Source organism: Dryocola baronae, assembly GCF_051297175.1.
GTDB lineage: Bacteria > Pseudomonadota > Gammaproteobacteria > Enterobacterales > Enterobacteriaceae > Dryocola.
In genome coordinates, this window is record NZ_JBINNY010000001.1 from 3,557,311 (window position 1) to 3,576,007 (window position 18,697).

Annotated in this window: 20 protein-coding genes and 1 pseudogene; 5 read left to right on the forward strand and 16 right to left on the reverse strand. The window is 56.7% G+C overall.

Annotation, left to right across the window (positions count from 1 at the left end; genetic code table 11):
* Positions 1–4: 4 nt before the first annotated feature.
* The 11 genes and pseudogenes from flgL to ACSPHG_RS17045 all read right to left on the reverse strand — a co-directional run bounded on the left by flgL (position 5) and on the right by ACSPHG_RS17045 (position 9,105).
* The gene (gene flgL, locus ACSPHG_RS16995; protein ID WP_435954669.1) at positions 5–934 is read right to left on the reverse strand and encodes a flagellar hook-associated protein FlgL; all 930 of its coding nucleotides are present in this window, start codon (positions 932–934) and stop codon (positions 5–7) included.
* A 19-nt stretch (positions 935–953) separates the two neighbouring features.
* A complete protein-coding gene (flgK, locus tag ACSPHG_RS17000; protein WP_435954670.1) occupies positions 954–2,327 on the reverse strand; it encodes a flagellar hook-associated protein FlgK in 1,374 nt (457 codons plus the stop codon).
* A gap of 91 nt (positions 2,328–2,418) precedes the next feature.
* On the reverse strand, positions 2,419–2,736 hold the full coding sequence (locus ACSPHG_RS17005) for a rod-binding protein (RefSeq protein WP_435954671.1): 318 nt from the start codon (positions 2,734–2,736) through the stop codon (positions 2,419–2,421).
* Complete coding sequence (locus tag ACSPHG_RS17010; protein WP_435956047.1) at positions 2,736–3,830, reverse strand: flagellar basal body P-ring protein FlgI; 1,095 nt, start codon at positions 3,828–3,830, stop codon at positions 2,736–2,738. The genes ACSPHG_RS17005 and ACSPHG_RS17010 overlap by 1 nt, the downstream gene beginning before the upstream one ends.
* Positions 3,831–3,870: 40 nt before the next feature.
* A pseudogene (gene flgH, locus ACSPHG_RS17015) lies at positions 3,871–4,536 on the reverse strand (flagellar basal body L-ring protein FlgH).
* A gap of 142 nt (positions 4,537–4,678) precedes the next feature.
* On the reverse strand, positions 4,679–5,464 hold the full coding sequence (flgG, locus tag ACSPHG_RS17020; protein WP_435954672.1) for a flagellar basal-body rod protein FlgG: 786 nt from the start codon (positions 5,462–5,464) through the stop codon (positions 4,679–4,681).
* Between the two features lie 17 nt (positions 5,465–5,481).
* A complete protein-coding gene (locus ACSPHG_RS17025) occupies positions 5,482–6,219 on the reverse strand; it encodes a flagellar basal body rod protein FlgF (protein ID WP_435954673.1) in 738 nt (245 codons plus the stop codon).
* A gap of 20 nt (positions 6,220–6,239) precedes the next feature.
* Positions 6,240–7,436, reverse strand: a complete 1,197-nt coding sequence (flgE, locus tag ACSPHG_RS17030; protein ID WP_435954674.1) for a flagellar hook protein FlgE — start codon at positions 7,434–7,436, stop codon at positions 6,240–6,242.
* Between the two features lie 45 nt (positions 7,437–7,481).
* A complete protein-coding gene (locus tag ACSPHG_RS17035; protein ID WP_435954675.1) occupies positions 7,482–8,327 on the reverse strand; it encodes a flagellar hook capping FlgD N-terminal domain-containing protein in 846 nt (281 codons plus the stop codon).
* A complete protein-coding gene (flgC, locus tag ACSPHG_RS17040) occupies positions 8,327–8,755 on the reverse strand; it encodes a flagellar basal body rod protein FlgC (protein ID WP_435954676.1) in 429 nt (142 codons plus the stop codon). The genes ACSPHG_RS17035 and flgC overlap by 1 nt, the downstream gene beginning before the upstream one ends.
* Positions 8,756–8,757: 2 nt before the next feature.
* Positions 8,758–9,105, reverse strand: a complete 348-nt coding sequence (locus tag ACSPHG_RS17045; protein ID WP_435954677.1) for a flagellar basal body protein — start codon at positions 9,103–9,105, stop codon at positions 8,758–8,760.
* 91 nt (positions 9,106–9,196) lie between these two features.
* Here ACSPHG_RS17045 and flgA point away from each other — a divergent pair, with 91 nt between their 5' ends.
* The 5 genes from flgA to ACSPHG_RS17070 all read left to right on the forward strand — a co-directional run bounded on the left by flgA (position 9,197) and on the right by ACSPHG_RS17070 (position 14,636).
* On the forward strand, positions 9,197–9,979 hold the full coding sequence (gene flgA / locus ACSPHG_RS17050; RefSeq protein WP_435954678.1) for a flagellar basal body P-ring formation chaperone FlgA: 783 nt from the start codon (positions 9,197–9,199) through the stop codon (positions 9,977–9,979).
* A 108-nt stretch (positions 9,980–10,087) separates the two neighbouring features.
* A complete protein-coding gene (gene flgM / locus ACSPHG_RS17055) occupies positions 10,088–10,366 on the forward strand; it encodes a flagellar biosynthesis anti-sigma factor FlgM (RefSeq protein ID WP_435954679.1) in 279 nt (92 codons plus the stop codon).
* A 12-nt stretch (positions 10,367–10,378) separates the two neighbouring features.
* Entirely contained in the window at positions 10,379–10,813 is a 435-nt protein-coding gene (gene flgN, locus ACSPHG_RS17060) for a flagellar export chaperone FlgN (RefSeq protein WP_435954680.1), read from the forward strand.
* Positions 10,814–11,107: 294 nt separating this feature from the next.
* Entirely contained in the window at positions 11,108–12,034 is a 927-nt protein-coding gene (locus ACSPHG_RS17065) for a lysine-N-methylase (RefSeq protein WP_435954681.1), read from the forward strand.
* 40 nt (positions 12,035–12,074) lie between these two features.
* Positions 12,075–14,636, forward strand: coding sequence for a glycosyltransferase (locus ACSPHG_RS17070; protein WP_435954682.1), 2,562 nt, complete (start codon positions 12,075–12,077; stop codon positions 14,634–14,636).
* A gap of 91 nt (positions 14,637–14,727) precedes the next feature.
* Here ACSPHG_RS17070 and ACSPHG_RS17075 read toward each other — a convergent pair whose 3' ends face one another.
* The 5 genes from ACSPHG_RS17075 to ACSPHG_RS17095 all read right to left on the reverse strand — a co-directional run bounded on the left by ACSPHG_RS17075 (position 14,728) and on the right by ACSPHG_RS17095 (position 18,683).
* Positions 14,728–15,549 (reverse strand): FKBP-type peptidyl-prolyl cis-trans isomerase N-terminal domain-containing protein, encoded by an 822-nt coding sequence (locus tag ACSPHG_RS17075; protein ID WP_435954683.1) that lies wholly within the window; start codon positions 15,547–15,549, stop codon positions 14,728–14,730.
* 219 nt (positions 15,550–15,768) lie between these two features.
* Complete coding sequence (locus ACSPHG_RS17080) at positions 15,769–16,371, reverse strand: fimbrial protein (RefSeq protein WP_435954684.1); 603 nt, start codon at positions 16,369–16,371, stop codon at positions 15,769–15,771.
* 10 nt (positions 16,372–16,381) lie between these two features.
* On the reverse strand, positions 16,382–16,939 hold the full coding sequence (locus ACSPHG_RS17085; RefSeq protein ID WP_435954685.1) for a fimbrial protein: 558 nt from the start codon (positions 16,937–16,939) through the stop codon (positions 16,382–16,384).
* Between the two features lie 69 nt (positions 16,940–17,008).
* Positions 17,009–18,121, reverse strand: coding sequence for a fimbrial protein (locus ACSPHG_RS17090; RefSeq protein WP_435954686.1), 1,113 nt, complete (start codon positions 18,119–18,121; stop codon positions 17,009–17,011).
* The gene (locus ACSPHG_RS17095) at positions 18,114–18,683 is read right to left on the reverse strand and encodes a fimbrial-like protein (RefSeq protein WP_435954687.1); all 570 of its coding nucleotides are present in this window, start codon (positions 18,681–18,683) and stop codon (positions 18,114–18,116) included. Before ACSPHG_RS17095 ends, ACSPHG_RS17090 begins: the two co-directional genes overlap by 8 nt.
* Between the last annotated feature and the right edge of the window lie 14 nt (positions 18,684–18,697).

Here is an 18,697-nt window from a genome sequence, read left to right on the forward strand (position 1 = left end):
ATGATTAAATCACGCTAAAGAGATTCAGCTGGCTAACCTTGGAATAGGTTTTCATCGTGGCTTCCATCGCCATTTCCAGGCCGGTGAAGGTAATGCTCGCCGGGCCGTAATCCAGATCGCCAAGTTGACCGATCAGCTCGTCGTTTGACGTGGAGACGCCGGTCTGCGCATCGCTCAGCATGCTCATGGTGTTTTGACTTTCGCCGAGGCTCGCAATGGCCGAGTTCAGCGAATCCGCCGTGGCGTCAATCTCGTCGATAGAATTCTGAATATCCGTCTGAACCTGCGGGTCAGTGGTGTCCAGATTCGGATCCTGCAGCTCGTTGGCCAGATCGTTGAGATTGTTAAACACGTCCAGGCCCTGGCCGAAGATTTCCCCCGCCGAGACATTGGTATCAATCTCTACGCCGTTAGACACGGTGGCGGTACGGTGATCTTCGTTGCCCTGGTAGACATATTCGTCGCCCTGGCCGTCGCCGTCGGTATCCTGATAAACGATAGGCTGCTGGTCGTTGACGGTGCCGCCAAAAATATAGTGACCGTCTTCATCCTGATAATTCAGGGCAGCTACCATTGATGTCGTCAATGATTGGATATCTTGCCCTAAACTCGCCAGCGAATCTGAGGTATTAGTGCCGTTGGCGGCCTGCAGCAGGTCGTCGCGGATGGCGAGCAGGTTGTTGTTCACGCCGTCCAGCACGCTTTCCTGCTGGCTCATGCTCGAAGAAACCGACTTGATGTTGGTCTGATACTGATCGATAGCCGACTGCTGGCGATCGAGCTGGGTAATACGCGATGCGGCAATCGGATCGTCCGACGGCAAAATAATGCGCTGGCCCGTCGCCATCTGTTCAACGACGTGCTCGAGGTCGCCGGACAGATTGGTAAAGCTGTTGGTCATCGACGTATAGGATTGTTGAGTACTGACACGCATGGGAGTCTCTTCCGCTTAATTAAAACATCTGGAGAACGGAGTCAAAAATGTCCGCACCGGTAGAAATAACCTTCAGGTTGGCCTGATAAACCTGGGTGTAGGTAATCAGGTTCACCGCCTCTTCATCCATGCTCACGCCGCTGACGCTCGCCTGCTGGTTTTGCGCTTCGCTGTAGACGTTGCTCGCCGACTCCGCTTCGGTCTGGTTCTGGCGGCTGTAAATCCCGATGTTGCTGATGATGCTGGTGCAGGCGTCGCCCACCGAGACACTGCCCAGGTTGTCGATATCCATCGGCTCGCTTGAGATGCCGATCAGCGCCTGCAGGTTGTCGCTGTTGCCCGTTTCCCCCGGCGCGCTGGAGAACGCCAGCTCGTCTTCGGTGATATCCGGGTTGACCATCAGCGGGCCGTCCGGGTTGGACGCGTCGTAGATAAACAGCGGCGCGCCCGGATTGCCGTTCATGTCGTACCCGGCGGCGAGCTGGCTGTTTACCGCGTTGGTAAACTGTTCGGCGATGCTGTTAACGGTGTCGTTCAGCGGGCTTAACACTTTGTTTTGATAGTCAAACAGCGCGCCCAGCGAGCCGCCGGTATCGGTGGTCATATTGCTGGTGGTGCCCGCAAACGTCAGCGTCATGCTCTGCGAGCCGTCGGGATTGTCCTGAAGCTCAATCGTCGAACAGCTCTGCCCGCTCACCAGCGGCTGGCCGTTTTTCAGGGCGATGTTGTAGTTGCCCTCGTCGTCGACGTTAACCTGCACGTCCATCATCGAGCTAAGCTGATCGACCATCTGGTCGCGCGCGTCGTACAGCGCCGAGGCGTTATCGCCGTTGGCCTCCGCTTCGGCGATCTGCTGGTTATAGCTGGCGATGCCGGAGGTCAGGCTGTTGATCTGCGACACCGTGGCCGATTCCTGGCTGGCTATCTGGCTGCTCTGCGAGTCAATGTAGTCGCAGGTGTTGTTAAAGCGCAGCGACAGCGCGCTCGCTTCGCTGATGACCTGCTCGCGCAGCGCGGAGTCATCCGGATTGGTGGTGGCTTCGTTGAGGGCGGCAAAAAAGTTGTCAAAGCCGCCGCTCAGGCTGCTGTTCTCGTCGCTCAGCACGCCCTCAAGCTGGGTCAGATACTGCTGCTGGGTGCTGTAATAGCCGTTGTCGCTTGCCGCATACCACACCTGGTTGACGAGGTACTGGTTCGACACGCGGCAGATGCTGTCCACCTGCACGCCGTTCCCGGCGGTATTGCCGGAACCGCCGCTTGCGCCGATGGTGCTGGTCATCGCGACCTGGCGGGTGTAGCCCGGCGTCATGGCGTTGGCGGTGTTCTGCGCCGTCACGTTCAGCTGCACCTGAGCGGCGTTCGCCCCGCTGTAGCCGATGTTAATCATATCCATTTACTGCTCCTCGCCGGGCTTAGGTCCGGCTGATAAATTACCTGGTTGCGCCTATACAGCGGCGCAGATGTTCGGTTTCTTAAACGCGGCGTCAGCTCGGGTCGGTGTTGTGCGGCGAAAGCTGTTTGACGATCATTTCCGCAATGCCGATGCCGTGGTGCTGCGACAGCTGGTTGCACAGCGTGTCGTCGTAAAAGCCCTGCATCATGCGCACCGAGTCGCTGTTAAACGGGTTGTCCTTGGAGTCGAAAAGCTCGTTCACCTTGCGCATTTCTTTCATCATGTTGCGCATGAAAATCGCTTCGAACTGCTGGGAGGCCTTCTCCAAATCCTGCTGGCGGATTTTGGCCTCGCTCTGGCCGTCGCCTACCGGGCTTGCCTGTGCGCCCACGCCTGCAAGTTTGTCCATTAGATCACCTCCAGATCGGCATCCAGCGCGCCCGCTTCGTGCAGCGCCTGTAGGATCGACATGACGTCGTCAGGCGACGCGCCGAGGCCGTTCAGCACGTTGACCAGCGTTTTCAGGCTGGTGGATTCCGGCAGCGTGATCATCTGCGCCTTCGGATGGTTGACGTTGATGTTGCTCTGCGGCGAGGCCACCGTGCGCCCGCCCGACAGGGCACCAGGCTGGCTGACGTTGGTGTTTTCTGAGATCGACACCGTCAGGCTGCCGTGGGAAACCGCGGCGGCGTGCAGCTGAATGCCCTCGCCCATGACCACCGTGCCGGTGCGGGCGTTGAACACCACGCGGGCGCGAATACGTTCGGCGCTGACCTGCACGTCCTCAAGCTGGGACATAAACGCCACGCGCGCGCCGGGGCTGTTTGGCGCGGTCACGTCAACGTTGGTGGAGCTTTTCGCCGTGGCGATGCCGCCGCCGAAGGCCTGGTTAATGGCGTTGGCGATGTTATTGGCGTCTTTGAAGCTCGGGCGCTTGAGGTTCAGCGTGATGGCGTTGGTCATGTTGAAATCGCTGGGGATTTCGCGCTCCACCGACGCCCCGTTGGGAATAAGGCCAGCGGTTGGCGTGTTCACCGTGACGCTCGAACCGCTCGCCCCGGAGGCGCTCATGCCGCCGATAACCACGCTACCCTGCGCTAAAGCGTAAACCTCGCCGTCGGCACCGTGGAGCTGGGTCAGCAGCAGCGTGCCGCCGCGCAGGCTCTTCGCATCCCCAATAGAGGAAACGGTGACGTCGATCGACTGCCCGCGCGCGTACATCGGCGGCAGCGTCGCGCTCACCGCAACGGCGGCGACGTTTTTCACTTTCGGATCAATTTTGCTGGGCAGCTGGACGCCAAACTGGCGCAGCATGTTGGTGATGGTCTGGTTGGTGAACTTCACCTGGTTTTTGTCGCCGGTGCCGTCAAGCCCTACCACCAGGCTGTAGCCGACGAGCTGGTTACCACGCACGCCCTGGATATCCACCAGCGATTCCAGGGTTTGCGCCTGCACCGGCACGAGAGGGCCGATACCGAGCGTGCAAAGAAGCGCGCTAAGCAGAATGTTGCGGCGGTTAAAACAGAACATAAAAACTCCGGGGTTAAATCGGGAACAGTGGATGGTTGAACAAACGCGTCAGCCAGCCCGCCGAGTTGGAATCGCTAAGCGCGCCGCGTCCGGCATAGGAAATACGCGCGTCGCCGATGCGCTGGGAGGAAACGGTGTTGTCGTTCTGAATATCATCAGCACGCACCAGGCCGCTCAGGCGAATGTATTCGTCGCCCTGGTTCAGGGTGAGCCACTTCTCGCCGCGAATTTCCAGCACGCCGTTCGGCATCACCTGGTGGACGGAAACGGTGATTGAGCCGCGCAGGCTGTTTTGCTGCTGCTAGCTTGCGCCGCCGTCGAAGTTGCGGTTGGCGGCAGCCGAGCTTTCGAGGTTGTTTTCGGGGTGGCCGAAGAAGGTCGGCACGCCGATATCCACGCTGCTGTTTTTGCCGAAGTTGGTCTTCGCCTGTTTGCTCGACTGGGTGGATTCTTCAAGGATCACCGTCAGAATATCGCCCACCCGGTAAGCCCGGCGGTCGGCGGTTAATGACCAGTTGTACCTTGTTTCAAACACGCCCCCCGCGCGACCGTCCGGGGTCGGCGTGGCCTCAAGCTTAGGAGGCGCGTAGGCTTCATCGTCTTTCTTCACCAGCAGCGCCTGCGATTCGCAGCCGGCCAGCAGGGGAATTAAGGTCATTAACCACAGATATTTTTTCACGTTGATTCCGGGTAGAGATTTATTTGGGTTTTGTCGGGCGGTTTAATCGTCGGGTGGCGCTTACGCTTACCCGACCTACGTTTTGCGTTGTAGGGTGGATAAGCGAAACGCGATCCACCCCTTTCACCGCTCAACCGTGCAATTAAATGTTCTGGTTGATGTACTGCAACATGTCGTCGGCGGCGGACACCATCTTGGCGTTCATCTCGTAGGCGCGCTGCACGGTGATCATCGCCACCATTTCGTTGACGATATCGACGTTGGAGCCTTCGAGCGCGCCGGACTTCAGGGTGCCGAGCGCGTCTTCGCCCGGCGTACCTTCGGTCGGCTGACCGCTGGCGGCGGTTTCCAGATACAGGTTGTCGCCTTCGGCCTGCAGGCCCGCCGGGTTGGTGAAGTTCACAAGCGTGATCTGCCCAAGCTCGGTCGGGTCGGTTTCGCCAGGCATCGTCGCGGTGATGGTGCCGTCTTCACCGAAAGTGATGTCCGTGGCGTTCGCCGGGACGTCAATTTCTGGCTGAAGCGGCAGGCCCTGCGCGTTGGTCAGCACGCCGTCGGCGTTGACCTGCAGGTTGCCGTCACGGGAGTAAGCCGTGTCGCCGTTGGCCTTCTGCACCTGGAAAAAACCCTGCCCCATAATGGCGACGTTAAGCGGGTTATCCGTGGTTTCGATGTTGCCTTCGGTGAAGGTTTTTTGCGTCCCGGCGATACGCACGCCGCTGCCGTACTGCACGCCCGTTGGCGAAACGTTGTTCTGATCCAACATGCCGCCCGGCGCGCGCTGGGTCTGATAAAACAGATCCTGGAACATCACGCGATCGCGCTTGAACCCGTTGGTGTTCACGTTGGCGATGTTGTTGGCGATGGCGCTCATTTCGGCGTCTTCTGCCGATAAGCCGGTTTTACTGATCCATAGTGCTGAGTTCATAAGACGTTAATTCCCAATCAGGAGCCTTGTAGTAGTCGGTTGCCCGAATCGCTGAGCTGCTCGGCCGCTTTCATCATTTTGATCTGCGCTTCGAACTGGCGGTTGAGCGAAATGGACGCCAGCATTTCCGACACCGCGGAAACGTTGCTGCCTTCCAGAAAACCGCCGCTGACCTTGATGTTTTCATCTACCGCCGCGGGCTGGCCGTCGGCGGTGATCATCATGCCCTGCGCGTTCTTGGCGAGGTTTTGCACCGGAATGTTCACAAGCTTCAGGCGGTCAACGTCCATGGTGGCGGTCACGTCGCCGTCGTCAGGCGTGACCGACAGCGTGCCGTCGCTGCCGAAAGAGGCAATCGAGTTCGGCGGCAGCACGATGGGGCCGTTGTCGCCCAGCACCGGGCGGCCGTCGATGGTCAGCTGCCCCTGGTCGTCCTGCTGAATGTTGCCGTTACGGGTGTAAACCTCGGAGCCGTCGGCGTCCTGCACGGCGATATAGCCCTGGCCTTCCAGCGCAACGTCGAGCGGGCGACCGGTTTTTTCCGCCGCGGCGGTGCTGTCATTGACGCCGCTTTTGGTTTCCTGGGTCAGCACGCGGGAGGAAAAGCCGCTTCCGCCGATATCGTTGCTCTGCGACATTTCCATCTCGGCGCGAAAGCCCGAGGTGTTGACGTTCGCCAGGTTGTTGGCGCTTATCTGCTGCTGCATTAACGAGTGGGTCGCCCCGCTCATCGCGGTATAAATTAAGTGATCCATGTCGGTTTCTTTTTAGCCCGTTACATCGCCTGGAACAGCGCCTGATCCAGCTGGCTGCTGGCGGAAATCACCTTGGTGTCCGCCTGATAGTTGCGCTGGGCGCTCATCAGCTCCACCAGCTCATTGGTGATATCAACGTTGGAGCCTTCCACCATGCCGGAAGAGAGCGTGCCGAAGGAGCCGGTGCCCGGTGCGCCAATCAGCGGCGTGCCGGACGCGCCGGTTTGCTGCCACGCCGTGCCGCTTACCGCTTCGAGGCCGTTTTCGTCCGGGAAGGTTGCCAGCACGACCTGGCCCTGCATCATGCGTTCGCCGTTGCTGTAGGTGGCGTAGACTTTGCCGTCGTCGTCGACCTGCACGCCGTTCTGCTCGGCGGAGGCATAGCCGGTGGCGGTGTTGGTGGTGACCGAGAACTCAGAGCCGAACTGGGTACAGGTGCTGTAGTCCAGCGTCATATCGATAGGCGCGGCACCCGGCACGTCAAAGCTCAGGTCAACCGGCGTGGTTGGGCTGGTGAGTTTGCCGCTGTTCGGGTCGAAGGAAAGCGTGCTGGCGCTGGTTTGCGCGGTGCCGTCGAAGGAGTAATGCACCTGCCAGGTGTTGTCCGCCGTTTTGGTGAAGTATTGGCAAACGGAGTGTTCGTTGCCCAGCGAATCGTAAACGGTGGTGGTGTAGGTGTCGTTGTAGGACGCGCTGTTGTTCGGGTCGAACGGCACGGCGGTGGTGTCGATAGCCTCATCGCTGGCGTCGAAGTTTGCGCCGAAGGTCAGGCTGTCGGTCGCTTCCGCCGGGATGTTGCCGGTCTGGATTTGCAGGTCGGTAACCGTACCGGTTTCCAGCGTGCCGCTGGCGTCAACCGGGTAGCCCTGCAAAAAGTCGCCGGTGGAGTTGACGATGTAGCCGTCTTTGTTGGTGCTGAAGTTACCCGCGCGGGTATAGCAAACGTTGCCCGCGCTGTCGCAGGTCACGAAGAACCCGGCGTTATTGATCGCCAGATCCAGCGCGTTGCCGGTCGATACCATCGAACCGCCGCGGGAAATACTCTGCGCGGTGCCGCTCACGCTCACGCCCATCGCCTGGGAACCGGCGTACATCGCCGAGAACTGGGTGGTCATCGATTTGTAACCCACGGTGCCGGAGTTGGCGATGTTGTTACTGATGCTGTCGAGCTGTTCGTTGACGGCGTTCAGACCCGTCGCTGCAATTTCATAACTCATAAACTTTTTGTTCCTGTGCGAGTAGCTTGCTTGAATTTCAAATAATTAGGCGTCAACGGGTGGCGTATCGCCGCCGGTATCGTCGCCGCCGGTATCGTCGCCGCCGGAGTCGTTGCCGCCGTCGTCCGGCACAACCGGCGTGTCGGGCACGCCAAACTGGCTGATCATGGTGAACGGCACTTCGCCAACGCCGGTAACGTTGAGCACCGGCGTGCTGCCGTCCAGAGGAATGCGCACGTCGTTGACCACGCCCTGCACCTCAACCGGAACCTCTTCTTCCCCGGTGTTGGTCACCACGGAAACCTGGTATTCACCCGGTGGAATGCCGTAATCGGCGGGGTCGATGTCGAACGACACCTGCCCCGGCGACTGCGGGCCAAGCGGGATGTCGTAGTCGTCACCGGCGTCGTCGGTCAGATGGATATCCACCGTGGTACAGGCGTCATCCAGGGTGATGCGGCCGTGGATCGCGCTGTCGCCAACGTCGAGCGTGGTGGCCTGCACCATGATCGGATCGCCGACCAGGTTGCCGAGCGCCATCACCTGCAGGTTGCTCATCAGCACCGAGTCGGTGTTCATCTGTACCGACATTTCCTCGGACATCGCCACCTGCGCCATAGAGGAAAGCTGCGACACGTACTCCGTGGGATCGGTCGGGTCAGTCGGATCCTGGTTCTGAATTTCTGCCACCAGCAGCGTCAAAAAGGTGTCCGCCATGGACGTCGAACCGGTGTCCGCCGTGCCGCTGCTGTCATCGCCGACGTTATTGCTGGCGTTGGTGTCCGACGTATCGGTCGCCGCGCCCAAATTGTTGCTGGCCGGGGCCTGGGTGTTATCAGCCGGAGCGCTTGCCCCAAGCTGCGAATGCATTACGGCTGCCGCGCTGGTCATCAGACTTCTCCAAGTTTCAGCAGGCTTTGCTGCATGCTTTTGACGTTGTTGAGCACGTCAACGTTGGTTTCGAAATCGCGCGAGGCGGACATCATGTCGGCCATCTGCTCTACCACGTTGATATCCGGGTAGTAGACGTAGCCGTCTTTGTCCGCCAGCGGGTGGTGCGGTTCGTAGCGACGAACGGCGTTGCCGCTCTGCACCACGTCCTGCACGCGAACGCTGGCCCCGTCGATATCGTGGTGGCCGCTTTGAATCAGGCTGTTGTTGTAGACGGCCGCAAAAACCGGGCTGCGCGCCTTGTACGCCGTGGCTTCGCTCGCCGCCGGCGACTCCGCGTTGGCGATGTTACTGGCAACGGTATTCAGACGAACCGTCTGGGCGGTCATCGCCGAGCCAGAGATCTGATAGATGTCAGAAAAAGACATAGTTACTTCCCTTCAATGGCCGTTCTCAGCCCGCTGATTTGCAGGTTGAGGAACGCCAGACTGCTTTGATAATCCATACTATTTTGGGAAAAACGCGCCTGTTCGGTATTCAGCTCGACGGTATTACCGTCCTGCGAAGGCTCCATTGGGACGCGATATTTCACCTCGGGCTCCGCCCAGGAATTTGTTTGATTTGCTCGTTGCATCTCAGCGGCAAAATCAATATCTTTAGCCTTGAAATTTGGCGTATCGACGTTTGCCAGATTTGCGGTGAGAAGCTCGGTCCTCTCAAGACGTAACTTCACCGCCTGCGGATGTACACCTAATGCCTGTTGAAAACTAATACTCATATCTCGCGACGCTCCTTCAATGAATCCTCTCGGATACGCTTTCTTAGCAATCTCCGTGCCAGTTTTTTAAGTCATTGAAAGGTATGATGTTATGAGTAATTTATTCGCCGAAAGGAAAACCCGTTTCCTCAGGAAGCTTTGCCTCCCGGAAACCCTCGCGATGCTGTTTATTTGCCTTCCGCTTGCCGCGCACAGCGCTTCGGTTCCGCCGCAGCAAAGCGCCCGCGAGCAGGTCAACGGCCAAATCATCGCCAAAGTGTCAAAATCGCTTGATGCGCTCGCCAAACAGCAGCAGTGGCAGGATTACCGCTACAAGCTGAACCTGTTTATTCCGCCGATGGTGGCCAACCTTCCGGCCTGCGGCGAACCGCTGAAGATCGTGGCCGCGCCCTTTTCCGTAAAAACCCTCAATCACCTGAACGTCAGCGCGAGCTGCTCGGGGGCCGCGCCGTGGCACGTGATTGTGACCGTCAAGCCGGACGTGTACGTGCCGGTGGTAATGCCTAAAGAGGAAGTGGCGCGGGGCGAAGCGCTGAGCGCCGACGCGCTGATCCTGAAAAAATTCAACATCAGCAACCAGCGCGGCGAGCTGTTCTATCAGATAAAGGACGCGGTGGGGCTAAGCGCAAAACGCACGCTCATGGCCTACAAGCCGATTTCAAGCGCACAGCTGCAAATGCCGATGCTGGTCAAGCGCGATGAGGCGGTGACCATCGTTTCGCAGTTCGGGGACATTTCTGCCCAGACGGCGGGGGTGGCGCTGAAAAACGGCCATAAGGGCGACGTGATAAAAGTGCGCAACGACAACAGCCAGCGCATCGTTACCGCCGCGGTGGAAGATGCCGGGGTTGTGAAGGTGACGGCCGTAGAGTAAGGCGCGCGGGCCCTGCGGAAATTATTTTGCCGGGGGGTTTAAGTTTTCCGATCCCGCTGCCGCTTTCACAGGATAAGAGAAATTTATTGGCTCACGCCCGAGGTCAGCATGAAGATTGGACAAATGCCTTCACCCCAGCGCGCTGCGAATACCCAGCAGCAAAATAAAACCGATAAAGCCGCACCGGGCAAGGCTGCGCCTGCCCAGAGCGCCGATGACATTACCCAAAACGGGCTGCAAACCGCTCAGCTAACGCTGAACAACGACAGCCAGGGCGATGTGGATTACGACAGGGTGGCCCAGATGCAGGCGGTACTGGCCGCAGGCACGATGTCGGTAGATACCGACGAACTGGCCTCCTCGATGTTGAGCTTTTTCCAGAAATAATGAGCAACCGAGATGAGCAAGCAACTCGAGCAGGTTAAAAGCCTGCTGCGCGGTATTCGTACCGATGAAGAAGGCTACCAGCAGCTGAGAAGGCTGCTGGAGCAACAAAGACTGTGCATGATCAAACGCGACAGCGAAGCGTTAACCACCGTCAATGAAAGCATTAACCAGAGCTATGAGCAGCTCAGCCTCGGCACGCGCGAGCGCCGCAATACGCTGGTTGCGCTCGGCGTCACCGCCGACAGCGCGGGCATTAACCTGGTGTTTAACTGGCTGCCGCCGTTGCAGAAGCAGGCGGCAAAAGACTGGTGGCAGCTGCTGGAGCGCCAGGCCGAAAGCTGCAAAGCGTACAACGAAAAGAATGGCGATCTGCTGACCCGCCAGTATGAGTTCGTGCAGGCTTTCCTGGGCACCGAGCCGGACTTTATTTACCAGCGCCATATTTAGGTTTCTGCGGCGGGATTTCCCCCTCACCCTAACCCTCTCCCTCAGGGAGAGGGGATAGATCGAATCCGGATTTCTCCCTCTCCTGAGGGAGAGGGGATCAATTGGTTTTCTCCCTCTCCTGGGGGAGAGGGCCGGGGTGAGGGCGTCCGTCCTGACCAATAAACTTAACACCGGAAACTCCCCTTCCCCAAAACGCACCGAACTCCCACATCCCATTGAAAAACATAAACAATCAAAACTGGCACGAATATTGCCAATAACCCCGCATCGGTAATTAAATAGCAAGAGAACACTATGAGCCAGATTGAATGTTACGAACCCGAGTTCGTTCGTCAGTATCTTCAGCAGCACCCTGAATCCACCCACGCGCTTGCCGTTAGCTGGCGGCACGAAACCCGCCGCAGCCTGCTGCTTGACGACCCGCGCTGCTGCGAAGCGGTGCTCGGATCGCCCGAGGCGTTTGTGCTGCACGTAGAGATGATTGACGCGAACGACGAGGCGAAGGCGCTGCCGGAAGGCATGCAGGCGCTAAACCAGGCGGCGCTGGATATCGTCACGCTTGCGGACATCGGCATCGAGCTGCGCCTTTACGCGCTGGGCGTGCTGCTTTCCATGGCGCAGAAATCCCCGAACGACGTGGCGATGATTAAACGCCTGCCCGCCGAGCTTGCGGCGCACGCGGCAACCGGCACGCTGCAGGAGATGTTTGCCCAGCTGCCGCCGCTTCCGCTGGCGCAGCGTCAGCTGATCACCGCGCTGGGCGGCTATTCGCTGGAGTGGGATAACCTCGTCGACTGCTCGCGCAAAATGAGCCTGCCGCTGCAGGTTAACCTGCTGGCCTTGCAGGACAGCAACAGCGAAGCGCTGATGCAGCAGCAGCTTGCGGAAATCTGGGACGCGCAGGGCCAGCAGGCGTTTGCCGAACGGCCATGGCTGTGGACCAACTATCTGGTGTACCGCCTGTACCACGACACCTTCCCGCAGCACGATAGCCTGTCCCTGACGCAGAATTATCTTGAGCTAGTAAGCGATTACTTCCTGCTGCGCACCCTGTTCAGCCTGTGGGTTCTCGACGGTACGCAGCTTGTGGCAGAACAGATTTTCAGCCTGTTTAGCCTGTTCGAAGCCTGGCGCCACGCGCACCCGGCCGAGCGCGAATCGCTGCACCAGACGCCGCTTGAAGACGAGCTGCTGGCCGCATTTTCCCTGCTGACTCGCTGAGCCGGTTTTATTCACTTTCACCAGGCGCCCGCCGTAAGCTATGTCTGACTCAAACGCAAAACCAAACCTGATTAACCAGTTGCTGAACACCGTCACCCCGGCAACCGGACGCGAAAAACCTTTCGTCAGCGTGGTGACGCCTACCTGGAACCGGGCGGCGTTTTTGCCCTATCTGCTGTATATGTTCCGCTATCAGGACTACCCGGCAGACCGGCGCGAGCTGGTGATTCTGGACGACTCGCCGGAAAGCAACCTGGCGACCATTAACGCCCTGACGCGCAATAACCCGCAGGGCCAGAACATCCGCTATATTCACCACCCGGAGCGGCTGTCGCTGGGCGCGAAGCGCAATAAGCTCAACGAGCTGGCGCAGGGGGAATACATCGTCTGCATGGACGACGATGACTACTATCCGCCGGATAAAATCTCCTACACCATCGAGATGATGCAGCGCCACCGGGCGCTGATTTCCGGCTCTGACCAGATCCCCATCTGGTATAGCCATATCAACCGCGTGTTCAAAACGCACCGCTTCGGCGATAACAATATTCTTAACGGCACCTTCTGCTACCACCGTAACTACCTGAAGAAGCACCGTTACGACGACGAGTGCAATCTGGGTGAAGAGCAAGCGTTCACTAACAACTTCAGCGTTACGCCGCTTCAGCTGCCGGGCGAGCGCACCATTCTGTGCGTCTCCCACAGCCACAACACCTTTGATAAGGACTTCGTGCTCGGCAGCAGCGAGGCAACCGGCGAAAGCGTGACCGACCGGGTGCGCGACCCGATGCTGCTTTCCTGGTATCAAAGCCTGCACAACGCCACCGCCAGCCAGCCGGTGCAGTGGCAGCACATCGAAAAAATCGTCGTGATCAACCGCGACGCGCGCGCCGACCGCTGGCAGCAGATGCAGGACGAGCTGCAACAGCTTCAGGTGCCCGCCGACAAAATCATCCGCTTTAGCGCCTGCGAAAACGAAGACGGCGCGCTGGGCCGCAGCCTTTCCCATCAGCGGGTGCTGGAGATGGCGAGCCGTGAAGGCTGGGCCAACTACCTGCTGCTCGAAGACGACGCGCTGCTGCTCAAGCAGCAAAAGCACGTCAACGCCTTCAACCAGCTGCTTAACGCCCTGCCGCATTTTGCCTGGGAAGTGGTGCTGCTGGGCGGCCAGGTGAAAGAAGGCCAGACGATGAAGAGCCTGCCGGGGATAATTCGCGCCAACGACTGCGAAAAAGTGTGTGCTTACCTCGTGAATCGCCCTTACTACGCCACGCTTCACGGCCAGATGGCGCAGGACCCGTCGAGGGTGCTGGAGTCGCGCTGGCAGGCGATTCAGGCGCAGGGCAAATGGCTGTCGTTCTACCCGAGCATCAGCTATCAGCGGGCGGGCTTTAGCGACATTGAAGGCAAAGAGACCGACAACATTCATTTTTACTTCAACAAAATCAACAAGAACCATATCGCGGAAAAGAACAAGGAAAAGCAGGTTCCCATCAGCAACCAGCTGGGGAAAACCATCGGCTTCTATATGGAAACCGCCTTCCACTACCAGCTCTACAAGCCGTTTATCGGCAGGCTGCTGGACGCGGGCTACCGCTGCGACCTGCTGATTAGCGACGTCGTGCCGAAGGCGCTGCTCGACGAGATGTGCCAGCTTCTGCCGCAGATTGACGATAAGCGTATAAGCGGCAGCCGTCTGACCGAGGCTAAAAACCGCAAGCAGCAGTACGCGTGCCTGGTGAGTCCTTACTACACGCCGATGCTAAACGGCCTCGGCGCGGTGCAGGTCAGAACGATGTACGGGCTGGCGAAGGAGTCGTGGAACCACGCCTGGTGGAACGCCTTCTACCACCATATTCTCTGCTACGGCGAATACAGCCGGCAGGCGCTGGATATCAACGGCAACGCGCACGTCGTCGGCAACCCGCGCTTCGATAAATGGCACCGTCAGGATATCAACGCGGCCGCGCTCGACGAGCTGAAGCTGGACGCCAAAAAGCCGACGCTGCTCTACGCGCCAACCTTCGGCGCGCTAAGCTCGATCCCGCACTGGGCGGAGCAGCTTGGCCGCATGAGCCGCGACTACAACGTGATTATCAAGCTGCATCACGGCACCCAGTGCCGGGGCGAAGAGGCGCAGATGCTGGCGCACGCCCAGCGCCACCTGAAGAAGCGCGTCACCCGCCACGACCTGACGCTGCCGCTGCTCCAGCGCGCGGACTACGTGCTGACGGACAACAGCGGGTTTATCTTCGACGCGATTCACGCGGGCAAAAAGGTGATTCTGCTGGAGTGGGAGGGCATGGACGAGCTGGTGTCGGGCGACACGACCTACAGCAACCCCTTTAGCGCCGAGCAGCAGATTCGTACCCTGCTGCCGACGGTGAGCGATATGGCGCGGCTGCGCGACTGCCTGTCGGACAAGTTTGACTGGCAGGCGCTGGAAGCCCCGCTTGCGGAGGTCCGCCGCCATTACTGCGACGCCTTCCAGGACGGTAACGCCGGGGAACGCGCGGCGAAGGTGATTATCGAGGCGCTGGAAAACCCGCAGCCGCCGGAGAAAAACACCCTGCTGCACAGCCTGCGCAAGAAACTGTTTTGACGGGGAATTGAGATAGCACAAGGGGAACGCTAAGCGTTCCCCTTTTTTTGCATTGGTGGATGGCGCTTCGCTTATCCACCCTACGAATATATTACGGCTTGTTCACGTTGATTACCGACACGGTGTAAATCAGCACCGTTTCCGTCGGGGACTTCGCAACCTTCTCGTCCCCGCTTTTGACGCTGCCGCGCGGCAGCAGCAGGGTAACCTGCCCGCCTTTACGAATCAGCTTGACCGCATCGCCCAGCACCGGCGGCATTTTGCCCACCTGGAACACTTCGTTAGCCCCTTCAACCTGCGGGCCGTCGACGACCGTACCGTCGGTTAGCGTGCCTTTGTAGGTGATCTCAACCGTATCGCTGTCCTTCAGCGCGTCGCCTTCGCCTTTGTTATCGATGATATACAGCAGGCCTTTGCTGGTTTTCTTCGCCCCTTCGCGCCTGGCAAAGTTCTCGACGAAGGTTGCGTCGGCAAGCTCTTTTTTGGCCTCTTCCGCCCTGCTGAGCACGGCAATCTGCTCATCGACGGCGGTAAGCGTGGCCTGAATGTCCTGCTCGCTCATTTTCAACGTTTTGCTGAACGAATCGCGCAGGCCGAGCATCAGCAGATCGCGATTGAGGGTCATATGCAGCGCTTTTTGCCGCTCGATGTTTCCCTGAATGTAGTGCGCCATCGCCACGCCGGTGGCGTAGGAGCGCTTTTGCTCTTCGCTGTCGAGGGAGAATTCAGGTTCCGGTGAAGCAATAGGCGTAATGGTTTCGGATTGGGTATTTGCCCCTGGTACCGGTTCAGCTAGTATCACCGTAGCGGGCTCGGTCGGCAGCCCATCCAACAGCTCGGAAACGGTCTTTTTGGCCCCAGCGGAAACTGCTGGCGTTTCCGCTGGTTTTGCGGCCTCAGGCTCTTTAGACAAAGCACTCGCTGGTTCTGCAGGTTTTTTTGGCGTTGCAGCGGGAGCAGACGACGCTCGGGCTGGCGTTACAGTGTCCGTTACCGTTTCAGCAGCCATCCCTGAAAATGAATAAAGGGAAGCCAAAACAACGCTCGATACAGCAATATTCTTTCCGTAGAGTTTAAACATAGTTTTCCTTAACTATTAGGTTCGCTATAATTCCTGAAAAATTTTGATAGTTTAATTGTACGTTGCCGTAAATGTTAACGGCACCATAAATGAACCTTCCTGCAAAGTTTCAGCTCCATCAGCTTTTCTCAACATGAACTGCAGCCAACGGGTTCTCCCACTCGAGTCTTCTGGAATTGAAATAGGTGTAGAACCAGTACATGATAATTCCGAACCTGGCACGATGGAGTCGGGATCGGTCCCATCAGTGGTTTTAGTATAAAGGTCAAGAACGATATTTTTGTCACCACCTGCAGCCTGGTTTACAAAACCAGTTCCATCGCAAACGCCAGGAGTAACGTTATAAATTACAGGTGAACCTGATGATTGATGACAGTTTCCGGTGCCAATTTTATACCAACGATTTCCCTGTGACGTTACTACCTTAGTCACCTTAACTCCTGCTTTAATTTGCGAAGCATAGATATCACCCAAATCCACCGAATTTACAACTCGACCGCCAGTATCATAAACATATATCGAACACGACCCCTGTTGAATAGTGGCAGAAATATCAGCCTGCAAGCTTGACGTGCCACTTATAGCAGCGCTAACACTCGGGCATATTGTGTTTAATATCGCAAAAAACATACAGGTCGCAAAATTTATTTTCATAAAGATACCTTTATTGATATTCAAAACTGAACACGGCTTGGGTCGAAAATGTCCCTGTATATTGACTGACACTTCCATCTGCCAATAGGTCTTTTAAAGTAACTCGAAGCGCAAGTTTCTTACTCGCTATTTCATCAGCAGTCCAGAGTATTTTATCACTGTCATTTACAGGATTTATAACAAAATTAGAGTCTGGCGCTGAGACTCTTGAAATACTCGCCCCAACATTAGTGCTAGAGGTTGGTGAGGAATTAGGGGACTTCAAATAGTGGTTATCTTCAGCTAGTGGCGTACCGGTAACAGACGTTTTGATAGTTGCACCCGATGAACACTCTATAATCTCAAGGCTAAAATCCGTGAAAACCTTACCCGCAGCAAGCTCATCTGCGCCAAATACACCACCGTCGTTAGTACCACTACTAATAGTGATGTTTGTCGGGCTATTATTTGTGCCCACTAATTTCATTTCACATGTTGTAGCAATAATATTTGCTGAAACAGTTAGCGAAGTCGATGTGACATCCGCAATAGACTGGAAAGGAAATAGACCAAGAGATAGGCCCATCATTACGGCCCCTCTCCATTGAGATAATATCTTATTTATTGACATAAGCACCCTCATAAATTTAAGTTGGCATTATTCATAAGTAATATTAAAAGTCATGGTGGCTTCAAATTTTTCACCGGCCTTAATTTGTTGCCCATCGTTCACTTTATGTAGAAAAGCTCTTAGCTCCAGCAGATAGCTTGAATCCGTGACGGCTACCAAGTTTGTCCCCGAATACTCGGCAAAAGAGGTGCTGTCATTGGGTTTAAACGTAATATTGCCCGCGCCGCCGATCCGCACGCCGAGGCCGCTACCACCGCTACCGGGGTTCGGGCCAATATAATATTGATCGTAAACCGTATTCGAGGTTGTCACCGAAACAACGACAGCGCGCACGCCGCTACAGCCCGATAGCCCAATCTCAAAAGGAACGGTACGATCGTTCATTTCGTTCAAATCGCTGACGTGATAATCTCCAAGATTAAGCACGGAGCCAGAGACATTGCCGGCCGGAGCAATTATTGCGCTGGTGCAGGTGGGTGAACTCATCAACATGCCCAGTGAATTCTGCCCGCTTTTCAAATTCACGCTACGTGATTCTTGTGTCGCATCCCCCAGATTAAAGCTGGCGAGCGTTGCCATAGAAACTACGGGGCGCTCTTTCACCCCAGTCTTATATTCCGGCAGCTGATAAAGCTTCGCTATATAGCGCCACGTTGCCCCATCAAGCTGGCTTGAGGAATATCCACCCAAACTTTGCCAGCTAGCGGAAGTACCGGGACGAACATATACGCTGATGCCGGTGTTTGATACCGCCTGAAGCGTATAGGCAATACCGGGAACCGAAGTCGCGAATAAAGGCGTACTTTCCCCCTGCGCGCTTTTAACTTCCCCAGCAGAAGCGGAAACCACACCATTTTTATACCATAAGGTCGTTGAACCACCGTTACTCCCCGACTCACAAACGGAGCCGGTGTGCCCAAACGCGTAGCCTTCGCCTTTACCAATCTGCGTTGCCTGAGACACGCTTCCCTGAGCGTCTATTTTTCCTATGCCATTCAGGCTTAATATCTGGTCACCCGTGCCGCTGTTAAAATAACAGTTTGCCTCCGCGGCTTTCGCCATCGGCAGCGTTAATAAACAGGAGGCAAGCACCGTGATTACAAATAATAGCTCGGCATGGCGCTTCATAAACTTAATCATACATTACTCCCACCAGCACGCTTGATTTCACCTGCCCCGGCGTGACGTCACCCAGCGCCTGGTACCGTGCGACAAAATCGTAGGGTTTTTGAAATTCGTCCGGCGACTGTCCGTTAATGTCATAGGTGATATCGGATGTCCCGTCGGCATTTAAAACATTCATCTGAGCATCTGCAGAAAATACAGTAATTCCGACGCCAACGGCGCCGCCGTTTTCCGGTAACAGTTCATTCATAAATACCTGATTGCTCTGCGGTGGGAATACGCCACCCTGCGGCTCAAATGATATATGCAGCACTTTTCTATCAAGACTCCCCGGCTGACCACAATTATTCACCAGCACCGAAAACGTGGTTCCACCGTTATACTGCTGCGGTGTTAAATTATTAACATCAAAATAACTTTTCGTTACCGCATCCAGGGTCACCGTATTATTTGCGACCGTAACAGAGCAGGTATTGCTGATAACATTCGCAGAAACGTTGAAGGCTGTACTTGCCACATCACAATAGGCAACCGATGAACATAAAAGCAGGCTCAATAATAGATATTTTACTTGCATATTTTTATTGACTC

Excerpts from the sequence above, each read along its gene's own strand:
- ACSPHG_RS17045 (WP_435954677.1), bottom strand. The coding sequence starts at position 9,105 with ATGAGTATTAGTTTTCAACAGGCATTAGGTGTACATCCGCAGGCGGTG.
- ACSPHG_RS17025 (WP_435954673.1), bottom strand. The coding sequence starts at position 6,219 with ATGGATCACTTAATTTATACCGCGATGAGCGGGGCGACCCACTCGTTA.
- ACSPHG_RS17095 (WP_435954687.1), bottom strand. The coding sequence starts at position 18,683 with ATGCAAGTAAAATATCTATTATTGAGCCTGCTTTTATGTTCATCGGTT.
- ACSPHG_RS17080 (WP_435954684.1), bottom strand. The coding sequence starts at position 16,371 with ATGAAAATAAATTTTGCGACCTGTATGTTTTTTGCGATATTAAACACA.
- flgM (WP_435954679.1), top strand. The coding sequence starts at position 10,088 with ATGAAGATTGGACAAATGCCTTCACCCCAGCGCGCTGCGAATACCCAG.
- flgK (WP_435954670.1), bottom strand. The coding sequence starts at position 2,327 with ATGGATATGATTAACATCGGCTACAGCGGGGCGAACGCCGCTCAGGTG.
- ACSPHG_RS17090 (WP_435954686.1), bottom strand. The coding sequence starts at position 18,121 with ATGATTAAGTTTATGAAGCGCCATGCCGAGCTATTATTTGTAATCACG.
- flgG (WP_435954672.1), bottom strand. The coding sequence starts at position 5,464 with ATGAACTCAGCACTATGGATCAGTAAAACCGGCTTATCGGCAGAAGAC.
- ACSPHG_RS17035 (WP_435954675.1), bottom strand. The coding sequence starts at position 8,327 with ATGACCAGCGCGGCAGCCGTAATGCATTCGCAGCTTGGGGCAAGCGCT.
- ACSPHG_RS17005 (WP_435954671.1), bottom strand. The coding sequence starts at position 2,736 with ATGGACAAACTTGCAGGCGTGGGCGCACAGGCAAGCCCGGTAGGCGAC.
- ACSPHG_RS17065 (WP_435954681.1), top strand. The coding sequence starts at position 11,108 with ATGAGCCAGATTGAATGTTACGAACCCGAGTTCGTTCGTCAGTATCTT.
- flgE (WP_435954674.1), bottom strand. The coding sequence starts at position 7,436 with ATGAGTTATGAAATTGCAGCGACGGGTCTGAACGCCGTCAACGAACAG.
- ACSPHG_RS17070 (WP_435954682.1), top strand. The coding sequence starts at position 12,075 with ATGTCTGACTCAAACGCAAAACCAAACCTGATTAACCAGTTGCTGAAC.
- flgL (WP_435954669.1), bottom strand. The coding sequence starts at position 934 with ATGCGTGTCAGTACTCAACAATCCTATACGTCGATGACCAACAGCTTT.
- ACSPHG_RS17085 (WP_435954685.1), bottom strand. The coding sequence starts at position 16,939 with ATGATGGGCCTATCTCTTGGTCTATTTCCTTTCCAGTCTATTGCGGAT.
- flgA (WP_435954678.1), top strand. The coding sequence starts at position 9,197 with ATGAGTAATTTATTCGCCGAAAGGAAAACCCGTTTCCTCAGGAAGCTT.
- flgN (WP_435954680.1), top strand. The coding sequence starts at position 10,379 with ATGAGCAAGCAACTCGAGCAGGTTAAAAGCCTGCTGCGCGGTATTCGT.
- flgC (WP_435954676.1), bottom strand. The coding sequence starts at position 8,755 with ATGTCTTTTTCTGACATCTATCAGATCTCTGGCTCGGCGATGACCGCC.